The sequence below is a fragment of the Citricoccus parietis genome, assembly GCF_042433045.1.
Lineage (GTDB): Bacteria > Actinomycetota > Actinomycetes > Actinomycetales > Micrococcaceae > Citricoccus > Citricoccus parietis.
The window spans coordinates 220,991-240,571 of sequence record NZ_JBHLWH010000005.1; the positions used below are offsets into that span (position 1 = coordinate 220,991).

At 67.8% G+C, this 19,581-nt stretch carries 15 protein-coding genes; 3 read left to right on the plus strand and 12 right to left on the minus strand.

Annotated features, from left to right (window positions below; all coding sequences use genetic code 11):
• The first annotated feature begins 462 nt into the window (after nt 1-462).
• The gene (locus ACFFIO_RS01830) at nt 463-2,094 is read left to right on the plus strand and encodes an asparagine synthetase B family protein (RefSeq protein WP_378039961.1); all 1,632 of its coding nucleotides are present in this window, start codon (nt 463-465) and stop codon (nt 2,092-2,094) included.
• Here ACFFIO_RS01830 and ACFFIO_RS01835 read toward each other — a convergent pair.
• The 7 genes from ACFFIO_RS01835 to coaD form a co-directional block, all read right to left on the minus strand.
• On the minus strand, nt 2,057-3,211 hold the full coding sequence (locus ACFFIO_RS01835; RefSeq protein ID WP_378039962.1) for an O-methyltransferase: 1,155 nt from the start codon (nt 3,209-3,211) through the stop codon (nt 2,057-2,059). The two genes, ACFFIO_RS01830 and ACFFIO_RS01835, sit on opposite strands and share 38 nt — an antisense overlap.
• Complete coding sequence (locus ACFFIO_RS01840) at nt 3,208-5,742, minus strand: glycosyltransferase (protein ID WP_378039963.1); 2,535 nt, start codon at nt 5,740-5,742, stop codon at nt 3,208-3,210. The genes ACFFIO_RS01835 and ACFFIO_RS01840 overlap by 4 nt, the downstream gene beginning before the upstream one ends.
• A 6-nt stretch (nt 5,743-5,748) precedes the next feature.
• On the minus strand, nt 5,749-6,978 hold the full coding sequence (locus tag ACFFIO_RS01845) for a glycosyltransferase (RefSeq protein ID WP_378039964.1): 1,230 nt from the start codon (nt 6,976-6,978) through the stop codon (nt 5,749-5,751).
• Nucleotides 6,978-8,231, minus strand: a complete 1,254-nt coding sequence (locus tag ACFFIO_RS01850) for a nucleotide sugar dehydrogenase (protein WP_366218833.1) — start codon at nt 8,229-8,231, stop codon at nt 6,978-6,980. Before ACFFIO_RS01850 ends, ACFFIO_RS01845 begins: the two co-directional genes overlap by 1 nt.
• A 132-nt stretch (nt 8,232-8,363) precedes the next feature.
• Nucleotides 8,364-9,416 carry a glycosyltransferase gene (locus tag ACFFIO_RS01855; RefSeq protein ID WP_378040008.1) on the minus strand — a complete coding sequence of 351 codons (1,053 nt, stop codon included), beginning with the start codon at nt 9,414-9,416 and terminating at the stop codon, nt 8,364-8,366.
• Nucleotides 9,417-9,534: 118 nt separating this feature from the next.
• Nucleotides 9,535-10,446: a UTP--glucose-1-phosphate uridylyltransferase GalU gene (galU, locus tag ACFFIO_RS01860; RefSeq protein WP_378039965.1), complete on the minus strand. Its 912-nt coding sequence runs from the start codon at nt 10,444-10,446 to the stop codon at nt 9,535-9,537.
• A gap of 29 nt (nt 10,447-10,475) precedes the next feature.
• The gene (gene coaD, locus ACFFIO_RS01865) at nt 10,476-10,946 is read right to left on the minus strand and encodes a pantetheine-phosphate adenylyltransferase (RefSeq protein ID WP_115930985.1); all 471 of its coding nucleotides are present in this window, start codon (nt 10,944-10,946) and stop codon (nt 10,476-10,478) included.
• A 23-nt stretch (nt 10,947-10,969) separates the two neighbouring features.
• On the opposite strand from coaD, the gene ACFFIO_RS01870 reads away from it, so the two are divergent.
• Nucleotides 10,970-12,220 carry an aminotransferase class I/II-fold pyridoxal phosphate-dependent enzyme gene (locus tag ACFFIO_RS01870; RefSeq protein ID WP_378039966.1) on the plus strand — a complete coding sequence of 417 codons (1,251 nt, stop codon included), beginning with the start codon at nt 10,970-10,972 and terminating at the stop codon, nt 12,218-12,220.
• Here ACFFIO_RS01870 and rsmD read toward each other — a convergent pair.
• From rsmD to ACFFIO_RS01895, 5 genes are read right to left on the minus strand one after another with little or no spacing between them, the layout of a single operon-like run.
• Nucleotides 12,188-12,886 (minus strand): 16S rRNA (guanine(966)-N(2))-methyltransferase RsmD, encoded by a 699-nt coding sequence (gene rsmD, locus ACFFIO_RS01875; protein WP_378039967.1) that lies wholly within the window; start codon nt 12,884-12,886, stop codon nt 12,188-12,190. The two genes, ACFFIO_RS01870 and rsmD, sit on opposite strands and share 33 nt — an antisense overlap.
• A 23-nt stretch (nt 12,887-12,909) precedes the next feature.
• Nucleotides 12,910-15,159 carry an ATP-dependent DNA helicase RecG gene (locus tag ACFFIO_RS01880; RefSeq protein ID WP_378039968.1) on the minus strand — a complete coding sequence of 750 codons (2,250 nt, stop codon included), beginning with the start codon at nt 15,157-15,159 and terminating at the stop codon, nt 12,910-12,912.
• A complete protein-coding gene (locus ACFFIO_RS01885; RefSeq protein WP_378039969.1) occupies nt 15,156-16,163 on the minus strand; it encodes a DAK2 domain-containing protein in 1,008 nt (335 codons plus the stop codon). Before ACFFIO_RS01885 ends, ACFFIO_RS01880 begins: the two co-directional genes overlap by 4 nt.
• Before the next feature lie 10 nt (nt 16,164-16,173).
• On the minus strand, nt 16,174-17,652 hold the full coding sequence (locus ACFFIO_RS01890) for a tyrosine-protein kinase domain-containing protein (RefSeq protein ID WP_378039970.1): 1,479 nt from the start codon (nt 17,650-17,652) through the stop codon (nt 16,174-16,176).
• A gap of 29 nt (nt 17,653-17,681) precedes the next feature.
• Complete coding sequence (locus tag ACFFIO_RS01895; protein WP_378039971.1) at nt 17,682-18,767, minus strand: LCP family protein; 1,086 nt, start codon at nt 18,765-18,767, stop codon at nt 17,682-17,684.
• A 206-nt stretch (nt 18,768-18,973) separates the two neighbouring features.
• On the opposite strand from ACFFIO_RS01895, the gene ACFFIO_RS01900 reads away from it, so the two are divergent.
• A complete protein-coding gene (locus tag ACFFIO_RS01900; protein ID WP_378039972.1) occupies nt 18,974-19,546 on the plus strand; it encodes a DUF3515 domain-containing protein in 573 nt (190 codons plus the stop codon).
• The last annotated feature ends 35 nt before the right edge of the window (nt 19,547-19,581 follow it).

Sequence of the window (19,581 nt, forward strand, 5' to 3'; positions counted from 1 at the left end):
TCATTCAACATTGCCCGCGTGGAGCGACCACGCCCGCAATGCCATTCGCCGGGAATTGGCCGGCGTGCCGGCGACACCCAAGCTACGTGGACCGCTCTACCGCTATTCAGAGCAGCAGATCTGGGCACTGACCGCGATCCTACGTCGAATAGAAAAACTGGGCCTGGATCAGACGGTGCGCTGGCTACTGCCGCTACGACACCCCAACGGAGATCGAGATCCTGCCGCCCTCCAGGACCGGCTCGTCACCCTCGCCAAAAATAGCGCGGGCCCGTGCCGAACCGACCCCAGCAACACCATGTCTTCGACATCCAAGACCAGGCTCAGCCGCCCACCCCGCACGCGGGCGAAAACGGATGAGTCAACGAATCAATAAACGAATCAATACAAGCTGGCATCTTGACATGAGGCAACTAGACCCGGGTGTACTGCGCAGACAGAGTCGTGGATTACGCTCGGTGCATGACTTCCAGTGTTGACGAGCAGACCCCGATCGACCACGCCTTCAACTACGGGTACCTCGCCGCCGATCACGCCGTGGAGGTATCCGACCTCGCCGACTGGCGGGCGGAAGCGTTCGGGAACCTCACGGTCCGGCTGCACCCCAAGACCACATGGGCGGTCCACGAGGGGAATCAGGTCCGCGCCGCCATCATCGGCGAGCCGATCGATCTCACCGACGACATCGTCGACCCGGAGATCATTGTAGCCACCATCGGCCACCTGCTGGAGGCTGAGGGCCTACAGCAGGCACTGCGCCGCGTGGCTTATCTCGGTGGCCGGTGGACGGCCATGCTTTATGACGGTACCGAGACCCTGTTGATCACAGACTTCGCGGCCACCCAGGCCGTGTTCTGGCACCACGATGAACGCGGGACCACGTTCTCCAATTACTCTCACCTGCTGGCCGAGGCCACCGGCGCCGAGTTGAACACACCGTACCGGGAGCTCATGGCAAGCCCTCGGGACCATGGCGCCAAGGGAACTATCTACTGGCCAGGCGTGGAGACTCCCTTCATAGGTGTCCTGCCCGTCCTGCCGAATCACGCCTTGCACCTGAAGGCTGGCTCCACGCCCCAGCACCGTCGCTACTACCCGTTCCCGGAAACCACGGCCATCAGAGATTCCGAGAAGGCTTATGAGGCCTTTCGCGATCTGTTCATCCGTCACGTCCGGCTGATCTGCGCCTCGACGGACCAGATCGGCATCTCGCTGACCGGCGGTACGGACTCGCGCTCCACCCTGGCCGCGACGGCCCCGTATCTCAACACCGACACAGCCGTCACGTGGACCTACATCGATGTGAGCAATCCGCACGCCGGAATGGCTGCCGATCTTGAGGCGGCGGTGAAGCTGGCCGAGCTCTACGGCCTGCGCCACCAGGTCATCGACCTCAGCCCGAATGTCCTGAAGGCACTGTCCACGACCGCAGGCACAGACTACGGCCGGTCCTACGAGCGGAGCCTCCGGTATTCCCGGCAGTTTCGGCGCGTCTCAGTCGCCTACGCGGAACAGCTGCCCGTTGACACCGTCCAACTGCAGTCCATGGTGGCCGAGGTCGGCACGGGATTCTATAAGAAGCGATCCGGTCAGCCTGATGTGGAACGACTGTCCTACCTCTACAATTCGTCGCCCTTCCATGAGCATCCGCTCGTCAGGTCGGCATTCGAACGGTACGTCGACTACGCAGGTCTGGACACGGAGTACCCCGGACCCTTCGACTGGCACGACTTGTTCTACGTGGAGGGCAGACTGGGCCGCTGGGCCACCCTGCGGATCCAGGAGGTGGATCTCGCCCACCGTGTTCAGCTGCCGTTCAACGCCCGGGGAATCGTCGAGGCCCTGGCCGGGCCGCTCCTGGAGGACCGCGTGGACAAGCAGGCGTTGAAGCGCTTCATCGCTGAGCACGAGCCCGCCGGAATGGAACCTGCCGCCGCCCCCGAGGGCACCACAGCAGCGGCAGTTCCGGCCACGGCGGCCCAGGCGGATTCAGTCCAGGCGGCTCCGACCCAGGTCCGGCCCAAACCAAGCCTGGTGCGCCGGGCCGTGCGGAAGATCAGACGACTCGTCGGATCATCCCGATCCGCTCGTTGAACGTCTCGACGGGCTCGAACTGCGGGAACTGATCCAGCCAGCCCTCCACGATCGCCCGCTCATCGGGTCGGTTGAAGTCGTCCATCACGACGAGGCAGCCCGGCGCGAGGCGGTCAAGAAGCACGGGCAGCGCGGGGAACCGGGCGTTCTCGCCCGTGGACTTGGGCGGCCCGTCCACGACGAGCAGATCGATGTCCCGGAGGTCATGGAAGGCCTCCAGTCCGTACCACTGAAAGGTCTGGTCCTTGATGTCGACGGGCTGCAGTGGAGACAGGCGGACCTCGACGGTGTCCCCGAGGCCACGGGCCTCGACTTCATGGCGGGTCTGGGCCGCGTATTCCTCCAGATGGTCCACGGACACGATCTTGCCGCCGTGGCGGCGGACGAACTCTCCCATCCAGGAGGTCGACGCGCCGCTGCCCACCTCAAGGACCTTCCGGGGCTGGTGATCCTGGAGCAGGTCGGTCAACCAGAGCAGCCCCTCGGCGTTCATGGCGAAGCCTCCCGAGAGCGGCAGGCGGTGGTGCGAGGAGTCGACCCGCCCCGACAGCTGCATCAGGGACTCGACCTGCCGCACGGTCTCCCGTGAGGTCGTCGTCGTATGCCGGACGCCATCAGAACGCTGGCGTTCGGCCTTAGAGGCCTGCCGTTCCATGTGCTCATCCACGGCTTCCAGTCGCTCTTCCAGGGCTGCCAGCCGGTCTTCATGGCCGAAGCGGAAGGTATCCATGGTGGCCAGCAGGCGGCGCTCCGCGGCCTCGAGACGTTCCCGCGTCGTCGTCTCCTGGCGCCGGGCCGAGAGAACCTGAGCCTTCGCCGCCTGACGGCGCTGGGAATCCTTCTCCACGTAGTCGAGGAAACGGTCGATCTGCCGGCGTAGCCACTTCCGCACCTTGGCGGAACGCAGCACCAGGCGCACCAGGGACAGTGCCAGAACGGCCAGTATCGCCCCCAACACCAGCATGAGCAGCATCAGGGTCGCCAGGGTGGTCCAGAATGCTCCCGCCGTCACCGCCTCGGCACCGGCATAGCCCGCCACGGTCAGCACCAGGGCCAGCAGGAAAGCCGCGACGACCCCCAGGATGACCGGCAAAATCCTCCGGGCAGTGATCCTCATGTTCTCGTCCCATCCTCATCGCCGTTGTTGTCTTGCAGGGTTCGGACCAATGACTGGCCGCCGTACCTCGCCCGAACGTGCTTCTGTCCTGCTAGGGCCAGACGGCGGTACTCCTCGGGGTTCTCCGCCAGCGTCCGGAGGGCATCTGCCGCATCCGCTGGCCGGACTTCGACCACGAAGTCACCGTAGGCCCGTTGGTGGCCTACATCGCCCACCACCACGACGCCGGCCGCGAGGGCTTCGAGGACATCACGCCGGGGGTGCCCCGTCGCCGAGTCTCCGCCGAACTGCAGGCAGAAGTCCGCCGAGCGCCAGAAGATCAGGGGGTCGATTTCGCCGTCGCCGAAGCACACCCAGGAGGCCGGGAGGGTTCTCCGTCCCACGCGGTCCAGGAGCACGTCAGCATCCCCCAGCCACCGGTACTCCCCCGATCCATCCGTGGGGTAGGCAGCTTCAATCTGCTCCTCGTTCGCCGGCCAGTCCCCGGAGTCCGTGCCCACCCGGCGGGCGAGGACGAATCCTTCGGTCCGTACCGGCGCCGGCGGACGCGCGGTCCAGCCGGCCGACAGCACCACGGGGTAGGCCCAATCGGCGACGGGCACGGGGAAATCGGTGCCGGCGGCTTTTTCGGACGAGGCGTCGGCTGCGGTCAGCACCCACTCGGCCTGACAGTCGAAGATGTCCGCGGCCATCGACTGTGTCCACGCCGGGTCGAAGGTCCAGTCGCGGTCGCGGATGGACATCTCCTCCGCGTCCGCGACGATCAACAGCCGGTCTGGAGCCAGTCCGAGCGACGCCCGGCGGCCCAGGTGGACTGTTGCCGGGTCCCGGACGATGACGTTCCGTGCGGTGTCCGGCCCGTAGGGGTACATCTGCAGCACGGACCCATCATTGATGAGTTCCTGCACCTCGGGGAGGATCGGGGTGCCGAACTGGTTCGACCCGTAGGGAGACTCCATCTGGAGGACGGCGACGCTGAGGCCGCCGTCCCGGCAGGCACGGATCTCTTCCAAGACCTCACCGACCTGCGGAGAATTCCCGCGCCAGTCGGCCACGAAGCAGACATCAACACGCTGCGGTTCATATTCCTTTCCCCGCATGTTCGGGGCGATGGCGAACGGGAAACGGTCCTCGTCGCCCAGGTTGTCCAAGGCAAGCTCAGCGGGTTCCACCGTCTGGTGCCAGCGCCGGTAGGCATTGCGGAAGCCGGTGCGCATCGGATGGTTCCAGCCGACGCGGAAGTCAGATCGGGACAGGGACCCGAGGGACAGCCTGATCATGTACAGGGGCTCGTCCAGGACGTCCGTGGGCTTTCCCGTCCACCGCTCGAGCCGCTCACGGAACTCCGAGTCCCCCGCCTTGCGCACCGGCAGGTAGCCGCCGACCCCGATGGCGTCCTCGCGACGCATCATGAAACTGACCTCACAACGGCGCACCGGAACCAGACCGCGAGACACCCGCACCAAGGTGTCGTCCATGCGGGTGGCCCGGGTCATCACCCCGGCGACGTCCTCGCGGTCGCGAAGACGGTCGACCTGGTGGGCGATCCGTTCCGGGTGGGACCAGTCGTCCGTGTCCTGGCCGGTGATGAATTCACCACGAGCCGCCTTGATGCCCTCATTGCGGGCCCGGTAGGTACCCCCATTGGGGTCGAGACGGATGAGGCGAATCCGGTCATCAGAGGCGGCCAGTTCGTCCAGTATCACCGGGTCGGATTGACTCGAGCAGTCATCCACGAGCAGGACCTCGAGGTTTCGCCAGGTCTGGTTGAGGATCGACTGCACGGCGGTGACGATCTCTGCCGGGTCGGGGTTGTACGTCGTGACGATCACGGAGACCAGGGGCCCGCCATGGCGCACCTCGGATTCCGGAACCGCGGAGAGCGTGTCGAAGGGCTTGGCGGCGTCCGGGTCCACGGTGACCGGCCCCAGGCCGAAGCTGGTGAACGGTCGGTTGAAGGCCTGGAGCCACTGGGCGTGGTCCGCCCGATTCCCCGTGACGAAGGGGTTGAGAGTATCCGCGTCCAGGTATCCCCAGAACTCAGAGGCCAGGTCCGGATGCCGGCCCAGGAGCTTGCGGACCTCGGCGAACCTTCCCTGTTCGAACAGCATCTCGACCAACAGCTTGCGGTGGTGGCGGTACGCCGGGTTGTGGGGATCGTGGCGCAGGACGAGCTGAAGGACGTCCACCACGAATTCGTCATGCTGCGGGGCGATGAGCTGGACCGCCAGCAACCGCGCCATGCGGACAAGGTTCGCCGGGTCGAGCCCGTCCAGCCGGCCTTTGTGGACCTGCTCCCGGACCTCGGCGAAGGTCATGGTGCCCTCGGAGGCGATCCACGCGTAGAACTCACCGATTTCGGCAGTCTCCGAAGACACGGCCCACTTGTCCAGGCGGTCACGGGTGGCGCGGTGCACCACTGCCGTCAGGGCCGGCGGAAGCCCGGGGTACTTCTCGTCAGCCCCTGCACCGTGCGCGTCCATGTCCCGTCCCGTCCTGTCCCGTTCCGTCCCGATCACCTTGATCTCCAAGTCCTTCTACATTGCCGCGATCGCTCGCAGCCGGTCGGCCAGGAGCTCGGCGGCCTGCGCTCCTCCATCAGCCGGCAGCGGGGCCTCGGCGGCTCTGCCGTCACCGGCCGCCTGCGCGGTGATCGCCTCCCGCAGCCCCTCTGCCGAGCGGACCGTGCGGGCCAGGCCCTCCTCGTCCACGGACAGGGCTCGCCTGACCTGATCATCCGTAACGGTCCGGTCGTTCGGCAGCAGGATCGAGGGCAGGTCGAGAGCAATGGCTTCCTGGACGGAGTTGTATCCCGCCGCAGTGACCGCGAATTCGAAGGCCCGGTAGTACCGGGCCAACGGATAGGCGCTCATGACCTGGAGACGCTCGTCCACAGCCGCCTCCTCTGCCAGGGGGTTCCGCGTCATGACCGGCACCCACTCCGGCCCGAGGGAGAGGACCGCTTCCAGGGCCGCGGCCACCGCCTTCTCACCATCGAACAGGATCCCGCCGCCCAGGCTGATCAACACATACCTGCGGGATGAATCGAATCCCAGGTCCGCACAGGCCTCCTCCCGGCTGAGGAGGTCTTCCGGCCCCGTGAGGGTGACTGGATTGACGTAGTGGACGGGGACGCCCGGACCAACATCAACCATTTCGCGGCACCCGTAGTCACCGGGAACAACCACCTCATCGCACACCCGCGCGGCGAGATGGCGCTGCGGGGAGTTTCGGTCCACCTCCGGACGCCAGCATCCTCGCTGCATCCAGACGAGGTGGATCCCGAGGGTGCGGCACACATCCGTGACCGGCTGATAGATCCAGGTACCGTCGAACATCACCACGGAGGGGCGCAGTTCTTTCATCAGCTCGAACAGGTGGCGGCCGAATCCGTGGTTCCAGGAGTCGGCATCGCCGTCCGTCGCCGCGGCGGACGGGAAATAGCGGACTTCCACGCCGAGTCCTTGCACCTGCGTGTAGGCCTTGGACAGGGTCAGGATCACCGGGTCACGGTCGCTCGGAAGCCGGGTCGCCACCGCGAGCATCCGGGAGATGTGTCCCAGTCCCGCGCCGTTGCTGGTGATGAAGAGGACCGAGCCGGAAGGACGGTAGTCCAGCGGTTCCGTCTGCCCGTATCCCACACGCACCCGCTGCCGGCGGCGGAACTCCACGAGAGGGGTGATGCCTCCGGCCCACCGCCGTGTCCGAGCGCGAGCGGACCGGACGGTCCGCGTCAGGGCACCTCGACCAGCGAGCTGCGGCATCATCAGAGCCGGATGCCCTCACTCTTGCCGCGGGTGTCGAACAGGACCGCACTCCGGGCTTCGATGGACGCCAGGTCGTAGGCACGGTGGGCCTGCAGCAGCACCACCAGATCTGCCTCGGCCAGAGCGGTGTCCAGGTCAGTCACGCTCCGGAGGGTGCGGTCCGCCAGGTGCCAGGACTTCACGTAGGGGTCGTGGTAGGAGAGCTGGGCGCCGCGCGCCAAGAGCCGCTCGGCCACCGCGACCGCCGGGGATTCGCGCTGATCCGCGATATCCGGCTTGTATGTCACCCCGAGGACCAGGATTCTGGACCCCTTGACCGAGCGCTCCTGCTCGTTGAGGATATCGGCGGAGCGATGGACCACGTACTCGGGCATGGAGTTGTTGATCTCCTGGGCCAACTCCACGAAGCGGAAGGGGTATCCCAGCTCCTTCTGAACATGGTGGGCCAGGTAATTCGGATCGATCGGGATGCAGTGCCCGCCCACGCCCGGACCGGGAGTGAAGGCCATGAAGCCGAAGGGCTTGGTCGAGGCGCCGCGGATGACCTCCCAGATGTCAATGCCCATATCATGGGCGAACTTGGACATCTCATTGACGAGAGCGATGTTCACGTGCCGGAAGGTGTTCTCCAGCAGCTTGGCCATCTCGGCCTCCTTCGGCCCGGACACCGGGACGACCTCGTCCACGAAGTCCGAGTAGAAGCCCACGGCAGCCTGGGTGGAATGGTCCGAAATGCCGCCGACGAGCTTCGGAGTGTTCTTGACACCGTAGACCGGATCACCGGGATTGATGCGCTCCGGGGAGAACGCGACGTCGAAGTCCTGGCCGGCCGTCAGCCCGCTCTGCGACTCCAGGATGGGGATCAGCACGTCCTCAGTGGTCCCGGGGTACGTCGTGGACTCGAGGATGACGACGGTGGAGGGCTTCAGGTGCGCGCCCACGGAGGTGGACGACTGCCGGACCGCCTTGAGGTCGGGTCCACCGCTGTCACTAAGCGGCGTGGGCACGCAGATCACCACAACGTCGGACTCCGCCACGACCGCAGCGTCAGTGGTCGCCCGGTAACCCTGCTCAATCATCGTTGCGACGTCGGCGTCGGAGAGGTCGTCGACGTGAGAGGTCCCGGAGTTCAGGGCCTCTACCAGCGACGCGGTCACATCCAGGCCATACACCTGCCATCCGGCTTCGACGGCGGCCTGCGCCAAGGGCAGTCCCACATATCCCTGACCAACGATCGTGGCGGTTCGCTTCATAGATCAATTCCTCCAATTGGACGGCCCCATAGGGCCGTTATGCGACTGTTGTCAAGAGTACCGGGCTTCTCCGGCGGCCGAAAACCATCCGCACCGTGTCGTCAGAACACGCCGTGGACCCCGCCCAGCTGCTCAGCGGCGCAGGCCGATTCGGCGCGCCATCGTGCCGACTCGGCGCCGCAGCCGCCTCCGCGCCACGGCAAGCCGACTCGTCGCGGACTGACCAACCGAGGCCCGCCCGACTCCGGCCGCGGCGTTGCCAGCCTCGGCCGCCTTGGCATCACTGGCGGCCTGCTCTGCGTCGGCGCTGACTTTGGCGTCCTCCGCGGCCGTGTACAGACCGCGCAGCGTGGGGAACTGCGTGAACAACTGTTCGGTGTCTTCCACCACCGCGTGCCGTCCCATCTTGGTCAGGATCTCCCGGCGGATGACGTCCGGGTCGCCGTTCATGTGGCCATCGTCCGTGGCTGTGTCCTGCTGGATGTGCCGGGTCTGGATCACGCTGGGACGCTGAGCGTTGAGGAGGACAGTCCGCATCTTCGGTGTCCGCCGATGATTGCGGATCTCGTTGATCTCCAAGGTGCCCGTGCTGGAGATCCAGCGCCCGATGGCGCCCTGGCCCATCGAGGACATCGCCTGGTTGTAATGGCGCAGCACCGAGTACCCACCATGTTCGAATAGACCGACATACCCCTCCGCCAGGGACACTCCGAATCCGTCGTGTTCCGGGAGCATATACTGCTCCACCTGGTCCAGGTAGTCGGCCGAGAGAAGGTCGTCGTCGTCCACACGGAAGGCGAAGACCAGTGCATCATCACCGGGAGCGGCCTCTACCAGGACCTTCTGCATGCGAGCGACGTTGCCCACTCGGTCAGAGTTGACCGCCACGAGTTCCAGTACTGGGTACTTCTCCGCCGCCGCCTGGAGTTCCGTCAGCCACTTGTCCGGCAGCTGGGGCGAGTAGTAGACGAAGTGCCGGTAATGGTGTCGGTCGGCCATCTGCTGATAGATCGGTGCGGCCAGCTCACAGAAGATCTGTACTCGAGGGCCCAGACGTTCATCCGAGAAGAGCCGCTCGGTGTAGTTCTGCGCGTCGGCGACGCCCTCCTTGCGGCTGAGTCTCCATGACGTGCTGTCCGGGCTGACAATGCTGAACCGCGTGGCCCCGAAATAATACTTGAGAATGACCTTCTCCTCTTCCTTTGCCGTCCGTTGGCAGACACGGACATCCTAGCGTCGCCTGGGACACCACTCACTGTGACATCGAGTTACCGGCCCGAAGCCCGCGACTCGCGGATGCGGTTCAGAGTCCGGCCGCGAACTCCTTGAGCCAGGGGCGCAGGTCCGGGCCCAGGTCCTCACGGGCGCTGGCCAGCTCAATCACGGCCTTCAGGTAGCTCAGCTTGTCACCCGTGTCATAGCGCTTACCGCTGAACACCACGGCATGCACACCGAACCCCTCCCCCTGCCCCTCGGCCAGGACCTGCAGGGCGTCGGTCAGCTGGATCTCATTCCCGCGGCCGGGCTCCGTGCGCTCGAGGATGTCGAAGACCGCAGGGTCCAGCACATAGCGGCCGATCACGGCCAAATTGGAGGGTGCCTCCTCCACCGGGGGCTTCTCCACGAGCCCGGTGACACGCACGACGTCCTTCGGCCCCCCTGCCACCGTGGAGACCTCGGCCACCCCGTAGGCGGAGATGTTCTCGCGGGGGACCTCCATGAGGGCGATGACCGAGCCGCCCTTCTCCTGCTGGACGTCGATCATGCGCTCCAGCAGGTCCTCCTTCTCATCGATCAGGTCGTCACCGAGCAGCACGGCGAACGGCTCGCGTCCCACGTGCTGCTTGGCGCACCACACCGCGTGCCCCAGCCCCTTGGCATCGTTCTGGCGCACATAGTGGATGTTGCCGAGGTTGGTGGCCTCCTGGATCTTGTCCAGTTTGCCGAAGTCCCCCTTGAGCTCCAGGCTGCGCTCGAGGGCCGGAACCCGGTCGAAGTGGTCCTCCAGGGCACGCTTGCTGCGGCCGGTGATCATCAACAGGTCCTTCAGCCCGGCGGCCTTGGCCTCCGCCACCACGTACTGGATGGCCGGCTTGTCCACCACCGGGAGCATCTCCTTGGGCATGGCCTTGGTGGCCGGCAGGAACCGGGTCCCCAGCCCGGCGGCGGGGATGATGGCCTTTTGGGTGCGAGGATTCTGCGAGCGTTCAGTCATGGCTGCAGGATAACGGGTCCGGGTGACCATCACGACTCGTTCAGCCGCCGCATGACAGCCCGCGGCACGAACTCTGAGACGTCCCCTCCGAGCTGACTCACTTCCTTGATGAGCGTGGAGGACAGGTGCGCATAGCGGCTGTCAGTGGGCAGGAACACGGTCTCCACGCCGGTCAGGTGCCGGTTCATCGCCGCCATCGGCATCTCGTACTCCAGATCGGCGGTGTTGCGCAGGCCCTTGATGATGGCGTTGGCACCGGCCTTGCGGCAGAACTCGGCGAGCAGCCCCTCCCCCATGGGCACCACGGAGATCCCCTGGAGCGAGGAGACGGTCTCCCGGATCATCTCGATCCTGGTGTCCACGTCGAACCGGTACTTCTTCGCGTAGTTCGTGGAGACCGCCACGATGACGTCATCGAAGAGGTTGGTGGCCCGTGCAATCACCTCCACGTGGCCGTGGTGCAGGGGGTCAAAGGATCCGGGGCAGACGGCTCGACGCATGCACCGAACATACTATGGAGCCCATGCCCGCCGCACGACAGCCGGACCGCCGAGGTGCCGTCCCCCGCGTATCCGCACGAACTCCCGTCACACCCCGCAACCCGCCCTCGATCTTTGAGACCATGACCCGGTTGGCGCGCCGCCACGGTGCGGTCAACCTGGGGCAGGGCTTCCCGGACGCCGACGGCCCGGAGTGGGTGCGGACCCTGGCCGCCGAGGCGATCGTCACCGGCCGGGCGGACGGAGTCGACCACGCCAACCAGTATGCGCCGGGCCGAGGCGACCCCGCGCTCCGCCGGGCGGTGGCGGATCACCAGCAACGCCACTATGGGCTGGAGGTGGACCCGGACCGCGAGGTCCTCGTGACCACGGGGGCCACCGAGGGCATCGCCGCGGCGCTGCTGGCCCTCGTGCAGCCCGGTGACGAGGTCCTGGCCTTCGAGCCGTACTACGACTCGTATGCTGCGATCGCTGCCCTCGCCGGGGCCCGGTTCGTCACCGTGCCGCTCGCCGCGCCGGATTTCCAGCCGGATCTCGAGGCCCTGGAGTCGGCCATCACCGGGCACACCCGGATCCTGCTGCTGAACACGCCGCACAATCCCACCGGGGCCGTGATTCCGCCCGCAGTCCTCTCCCGGATCGTGGCGATCTGTGCGCGGCACGACGTCCTCATCCTCAGCGACGAGGTCTACGAGCACCTGGTGTACGAGGGCCGCCACCACCCCGTCGCCTCCGTGCCCGGTGCGTGGGAGCGCACGCTGACCGTCTCGTCCGCCGGCAAGAGCTTCTCCCTCACCGGCTGGAAGGTCGGGTGGCTCACCGGTCCCGCAGATCTCGTGGAGTCGGTGTACTCGGTCAAGCAGTTCCTCACCTACTCCTCCGGCCCCGCCTACCAGGCGGCCATCGCCCGGGCCTTGCCGGAGGGCGATGCGTTCCTGGCGGAGCAGCGCGACCGCTACCGCTCCGCCCGTGACGCCCTGGTGGCCGGCTTGAGCTCGGCCGGACTCGAGCCCGTGGTGCCGGCTGCCGGGTACTTCACCGTGGCCGACCTGGCCGGCCTCGGAGTGGACGACGCGCAGGCCGCAGCCGCGGTGCTGGCCGAGCGGGCCGGCGTCGTGGGCATCCCGGTGGGGGCTCTGTGCGGCCCGCCGGCACACCCGGGTGGCCCCGCTCCGTTCGGATCCTGGATGCGGTGGGCCTTCTGCAAGTCGCCCGAGGTGCTGACCGAGGCGGTGGCCCGGCTACAGGGGCTGGGCCGGGCCCTCTCCGGCTGACGTCCCCGCACCTGCCGCCCTCTCCCCGGGGGCATCCCGCGGGGCCTGCTCCCCCGCGTCCTCCCCCTCGTCCTCCGCCTCGTCATCAGCCTCGTCCCGACCGGACCGCAGGCAGAAATACAGGATGGTCTCGCCGTAGGTCCGGGATTCCAGCAATTCGAAAGCCGCAGGCCAGCCTGGTTCGGCCGACCGGGCCGAGCGTTCCAACACCAGCAGTCCGTCCGGCACCAGGACGGCGGCGATCCGCTGAAGCGTCTCCGCCAGGTCGGATCCGCCCACCGGATACGGCGGATCGGCCAGGACCAGGTCCCAGGGGCCGGCACCGGCGGGTTCGGAGAGCACCCGGTCCACGTCCCCGGCGGCCACCTGGACCACGCTCCGGCCCACCCGCTGGTTGACGGCGGCCGCATTCCGCCGGCACACGGCTGCGGCCCGCCGATCCCGCTCCACCAGCAGCACCCTCTCGGCGCCCCGGCTCGCCGCCTCGCCACCCAGGGCACCGGAACCGGCGAACAGGTCCACGACGGCGGTGCCCTCCAACCAGCCCCGGCTCGCCAGCCAGGAGAAGAGGGCCTCGCGGGTGCGATCAGTGGTGGGCCGGGTGGCCTGTCCCGGGACGGATTCGAGCTGCAGTGATCCGGCCTGGCCGGCAATGATCCTTGGCATCTGTCTCCTTAGGGCGGGCCCGGTCAGCCCTTCTCGATGTAGTCGCCGGTGTCCTCATGGCCTGCCTCCCAGGCCTGCACGGCCGCCGCCAGCTCCGGGTGGTCCAGCGTGCCCGCGGCAGACTGGTGCACGGCAACCCATCCGGCGGCCAGCTCGATGAGGTCTGCATGCTGGAGCACCCGCAGGACCTTCAGACGGCTCCCGCCGTGCTGGGCGGCCCCGAGTACGTCCCCCTCACCACGCTGCTGGACGTCGGCGCGCGCGATCTCGAGACCGTCCTGGGTGCCGGCGACCACCTCGAGCCGGTCGATCGCCGGATGCCCGTCCGGCAGCCGGGTGGCCAGCAGGCAGGTGGCCGGGGCCGTACCACGGCCCACCCGTCCACGCAGCTGGTGGAGGGTGGACAGGCCGAAGGCGTCCGCATCGAGGATGGACATGACGGTGGCGTTGGGCACGTCCACGCCGACCTCGACCACGGTGGTGGCCACCAGGATGTCGAGGTCCCCGGCCACGAAGCGGCTCATGGTCTCCGCCTGGGTCTGTTGGTCCTGCCGACCGTGCAGTCCGGCGATGCGCGCGCCCTGCAGCACGGGCAGGGAGGAGATCCGTGGCACCATGTCCTCGACCGCAGCGTCGTGACGGTGGTCCCGGGCCATGCCGGCGGGGCCGTCAGGACTGGCAGGACTGGCAGGACTGGCAGGACTGTCAGGATTGTCAGCGTTGTCCCGGCGGTCGGTGGGGTCGATCTTCGGGCACACCACGAACGCCTGGTGTCCCGCGGCCACCTGTTCGGCGACCACCTCCCAGACGCGGCCGATGATCCGGGGTCCATGGGCCATCCGGGCGAGGTGGGTGGCCACGGGCTGCCGCCCGGACGGCAGCCCGGGCAGGAGGGTCAGGTCCAGGTCACCGAACACGGTCATCGCCACGGAGCGAGGGATCGGGGTGGCGCTCATGACCAGCAGGTGGGTACCGGGATTCTCCCGGCGCAGCGCCTCGCGCTGGTCCACACCGAAACGGTGCTGCTCGTCCACGACCGCCAGCCCCAGGTCGGCGAATTGCACGGTTCCGGAGAACAGGGCATGGGTACCGACCACCAGACCGGCCTGGCCGGAGGCGATCTTCAACAACGCCTCACGCCGCTGGGCAGTTGTCAGCGAACCGGTCAACAGGACGACCTCGGTGGCAGGTCCGTCCGGAGCGTCCAGCCGGCCGGCGTGTGCGAGGGGTCCGAGCGTGGCCGTCAGTGAACGGTAGTGCTGCGCGGCCAGCACCTCCGTGGGGGCAACCAGGGCGGCCTGCCCGCCGGCATCCACGACCTGCGCCATGGCGCGCAGGGCCACGAGCGTCTTACCGGAGCCCACCTCGCCCTGCAGCAGGCGGCTCATGGGCCGGTCACGGGCCAGGTCGACGGAGATCGTCTCCCCGGCGGAGACCTGGCCGTCGGTCAGCGTGAAGGGCAGCCGTGCGTCCAGGGCGGCCAGCAACCCGTTCCCGACGGCGGCGCGGGACACCGCGTCCGGCATCGCCGCCACGTGGCGCCGCACTGCCAGCGCCCCCTGGAGCACCAGGGCCTCCTGCAGGGCAAACCGGCGCCGGGCCCTGAGTGCGTCCGCCACCACGGCCGGGCGGTGGATGTCCCGGTAGGCGGCGGCCAGTCCGGGCAGGGGGACGCCGTCCGTGGCTGCCTCCTCGAGCAGGTCGGCCGGGACCGGATCCTGGAGTGCGTCCGCGTCCAGGGCGTCCAGGACGGTGCCGATGCTGGCCCGCAGGACCCAGCTGGGGACCTTGGCCGTGGCCGGATAGAGCGGCACCGGGGCCAGGTCCTCCTCGCCCGGCACCTCAGCATCGTCCAGCACGGAGAAGTCCGGGTTGTTCAGCGTCTTCTCGCCCCGGTAGAGGGCGGTCTTCCCGTGGAACATGGCCCGGTGGCCCGGCTGCAGCCGGCGCAGAGCCTCGTAGCTGTTGAAGAAGGCCATGTCGAGGGAGGCCGGACGCAGCGGGTCATCGTCCGTCACCGTGACGTCCACGATGAACCCGCGCCGGGAGTGCATGTTCCGGCGGTCCACGGACACCACCCGGGCGACCACGGTGACCTGCTCGCCGACGGGCAGGGCGGCGATCGGGGTCAGCTCCCCACGCTCGATCCAGCGCCGGGGGAAGTGATCCAACAGGTCCCGGACGGTGCCGAGGCCCATCTCCCGGTCCAGGCGCTGGCCGGTGCGGCCGCCCAGGAGCCGGTCGAGCGGCTGGTTGAGCGGATCCGGTCTCACCCGCCGGTCTCCGGGTCCTGCAGGGAGGTGATCACCAGGTTCTCCGGTTCGCCGGCCTTGCGGACCAGGGCCTCTGCGGCAGCGTAGTCGTCCACGTGGACGTGCAGCCTCCATCGGACGGGGGCGTTGGTCTCGCCACTCTCCTCACCGGAGGTGCCGACGGGGCTCATGATCACGGAGTCCCCCATGTCATTGAGCTCGAACCGGAGGGTGGCGGCGGTGAGGGGATCCAGCGAGATGCTGCACATCAGCTCATAGCCCACCGGTGAGTCCAAGCCCTCGTGGATGTGTGGGTCCGAGGCGGAGAACCCGTGCAGTCCGTCCAGCAGACCCGGATCGATGCTGGTGCCCATGACCGTGGCCCGCAGCGAGTCAAGCACCAGCAGAAGTCCCATGCCGCCCGCATCGACCACGTGTGCTGCCGTCAGGGCCGGCAGCTGACCCTCCGTCTGGACCACGGCCTGCCAGGCCGCGCCCACGATCGCATCCAGCGCGGCGCCGAGTTCCCGGCGGCTCATGACCTGGTCATCCGGCTGGCCCCGCAGTCCGGCGGCATGCTCGGCGGCCGCCCGGGCGGCCGCCGCGAGCACCGTCAGCATGGTGCCGTCCTGCGGATCGGACAGAGCGGCCCAACAGCTGGTCTGGGCGCGTTCGAGCGCCGCGGCCAGGGTCGGGGCCGCAAGTCTCTCGTGGCCGGTCAGCGGTTCGGACATGCCGATCAGCATCACGGCCAGCAGCGTCCCGGAGTTGCCGCGCGCCTGGTCCAGCGCGGCGCGGCCGGCGAGGGACATCAGGGCACCGACATCCTCCGTGGTCTCCTCGGTCACAGCGGCACGGGCCGCGCGAACGGTTCCGTACAGGTTGCTGCCGGTGTCACCGTCTGGGACGGGGAAGATGTTGATGGCATCCATCCGGTCGGAGGCATTGCCCAGGACGGTCTCCGCCAGTTCCAGCCACTGGTGCACCCGCGAGGGACTCCGGCGTGGAGTGTCCTCCATGGTCATGCCCGGTGCCTCACCGGAATCGCATACCCGTCAGGGCCTTCTGGTTGGACTGTCCCCTGCCCCGGGTGGAGGCGCCACCGGCGCCGGAGGAACGGCCCCCCTGGGAACGGCGGGCCGACGTGGGTTCCACGACGTCCGACTCATAGGCGTACTGGTACGCGTAATACGTGCCACGCTTCTGCGGCACGCGGGTCAGCACCAGACCCAATACGCGGGCGTCCACGGAGGCCAGGCTGTCCAGACCGCCCTGGAGCTGCTCACGGTGGACGTAACCGTCCACGCGGGTGACGAGCATGACACCGGAGGCCATGGAGGCCAGGACCGTCGGGTCGGTGACCGGCTGCAGCGGCGGGGCGTCGAGGAGCACCACATCGTAACGTCCCTCGAGCTGGCGCAGCAGTCGGCGCATGGCCTCGGAGCCGAGCAGCTCGGAGGGGTTCGGTGGGATCTCGCCGGAGGTGATGATGTCCAGTTCGCCGTCCGGGCCCCAGGACTGGATGGCGTCCTCGAGGTCGATCTGGCCGGACAGGATCGTGGACAGGCCCACGGCTCCTTCCAGTCCGAGTGTCTTCGCGACGCGCGGACGGCGGAGGTCGGCGTCGATGATGACGACCCGGCTGCCCGACTCGGCCATCATGACGCCGAGGTTGCACGAGGTGGTGGTCTTGCCCTCGCCCGGGATGGAGGAGGTGACGACCACGGACTGGGTGCCGCCGTCCACGTTGGTGAACTTCAGGTGGGTGCGCAGCTGACGGTAGTTCTCGGCCCGCGGATCGAACTGGTCGTCCAGCGAGATGATCGGCTCCTCCTCGGCCGACTTGTGGTCGGCGAAGGCACCCAGGATCGGGGCGTCAGTGATGCGCTCGACATCCTCGCGATTGCGGACGCGGGAGTCCAGAAGAGTGCGGAGCAGGGCGAAGGCCACGCCGAGTGCGGCGCCCACCACCAGGCCCAGGACGAGGTTCAGGGCGACGCGAGGGCTCGACGGGGTCAGCGGCACGGAGGCCTGCTCCACCACGGACAGGTCCACCAGCGGATCGTTGGAGCCCTCCGGATCCTCGACCTCATACACGGTCGAGATCAGCGACTCTGCCACGGCGTTGGCGATCTCCGCCGACTGGGCGGGGTCCTCGTGACTGGCCGAGAGGTTGATCAGCACGGTCTGCGGCGGGGCCGTGGCCTCGATCGTGGCGGCCAGCCCCTGCACGGTCAGGGCCAGACCGAGGTCTTCGATGACGGGCGCCAGGACGCGCGGACTGGTGGCGAGGCTGACATAGGACGTGACCCGCTTCTCGGAGAAGCTGGAGCCCTGCAGGATGTCGCTCGCGGTGTCACCGGAGTTCACGGCCACGAAAATCTGTGTCCGGGCGGTGTAGGTCGGCTTCGTCAGCGCCGTGGCACCGGCGGCGACGGCCACCCCCAAGAGGGTCACCAGCAGGATTGACAGCCAGTTGTTCCGCAGGATCCGGATGTAGTCGCGAAGGTCCAAGTCGCGATCCTTTCGTAAGTGTGTGCCGGTCACTGACCGGAAAGGTATGAGGCCACATCGTCTTGGCTCAGCGCCGCGCCGATCTCCTCAATCGCCTGTTCGTCCGGCCAGACGACTGACTGGCCCCTCGCGCGGCCCACGCCATTGGTGGGCACCGTGAACATTTCCAGGTCGTCCGAACGGATGTCCGTCATGGTCCTGCCGATGGAGATCATCTCCCCTGAGTTAAGGGTTTCATCAAGCGTCAGGTATGGAGACAACCCACCCACCATATCCGAGATCCTGCCGGGGTTTGTCAGGGTTTCCGCGGTCAGTACCTTCTGGGCCACCGCCTTCAGGAACAACTGCTGATTTCGGACGCGCGAATAGTCGCCGTCGGAGAAGGCATACCGCTCGCGGACGAAGGACAATGCCGTGTCACCGTCCATGTGCTGGGCGCCGGCCTGGAAGGACTGGCCGCCATTGCCCGCCTGGAAGGACTCCGGGACGGTGATGTCCACGCCTCCGAGCGAATCCACCAGGCCTTCGAAACCAGCCATGTCCACAGAGGCCACGTGGTCGATCCGGGTGCCGAACAGGCCCTCCAGGGTCTGGACCGTCTTCGGCACGCCACCGAAGGAGTAGGCGGCATTGAGCTTGTGGGTTCCCTCGCCCGGGATCTCCACCCAGAGGTCGCGCATGACAGACATCACATAGACGGCCTCCCGGTCACCGGGGATATGGACCCACATCATCGTGTCGGACCGCCCGGACTGGGGTACCCCGGCCAGGTCCTCCGTCTCGCCCGAGCCGCCACCGGAGTCGGATCCGAGCAGCAGGATGTTGAGCGGCTCCTCCTTGCCCTCTTCGGCCGGTGCCTTGGTGGGACGGGACTCCGCCTCCGGGAACGTCGTCTCGAAGCGTTGCGTGTCGTTGTCGAACGTGGAGGCGAGGTTCGCCAGGTATCCGATGGCCACGGCGCCGGCCCCGATGACCAGGACCAGGACGATTCCGAGTGTCAGCCAGACGGCCCGGTTCTTCCGCTTCTTGCGATGACCGCGGTCGCGCCGGCCCCCGGATCCGTCATCGCCCATGTCACCCATGGAGTCGGAGAGGTCAGACGAGGGTTCAGACACAGGGGTCCTCCGGGGTCGGTCGGTATCGGCGGCAGTGGGTCTCACACGCGGTCACCGGGGCATCGGGGCCCTCCGTGCGCGTGCCACAGGGAATCTGCCCGTCATGGCCCCTCGCCTGTGGTGCTCGTCCCATGATAAGGCACTGTCACGGGCCCTCATCGTAGGCTGTCAGCATGCTTTCCCCCGGCGTGCCTCCCTGTAGTCCTGTGACGACCACCCCTGCCGAGCGTTCCATCGCACCGCGTCTGACTCGGCACTCCCGCCCCGGGCTGTCCCGGGTTCGCAGGTTCCGGACCGTCGGGACCGTCGCAGTGGTGGGCCTCGGCCTGATCGTCAGTGGATGCAGCGCGCCCGTCGCCGATGTCGAGGCCGCCCCGGAGGCGACCGACCCGGTGTGTGCCGAGGCGATGGTGTCCCTGCCGGACGCCGTCTCTGGTTTCGACCGCCGGGAGACGGACAGTCAGGCCACGGCCGCCTGGGGCGAGCCCTCAGCCGTCATCCTCCGCTGTGGCGTCCCCGTCCCGGGGCCCACCACCGAGCACTGCGTGACGGCCAACGGCATCGACTGGGTCACGCGGGACGACGGGGAGTTCTGGACCCTGACCACCTATGGCCGCTCCCCCGCGGTCGAGGTGCTGTTCGATGACACCCGGGCGGCGTCGAGCTCGGTCATGGTGGACCTCTCCTCGGCCGTGGGACGCATCCCCGCCACCGGCGGGTGCACCACCTCGGCCCCCACCCAGGCGCCGATCCCGGGAACGGACGCGCCGTCGTCGTAGTGATGGGGTCGGTGCTCTGAAAAGGCCGCCGAGCC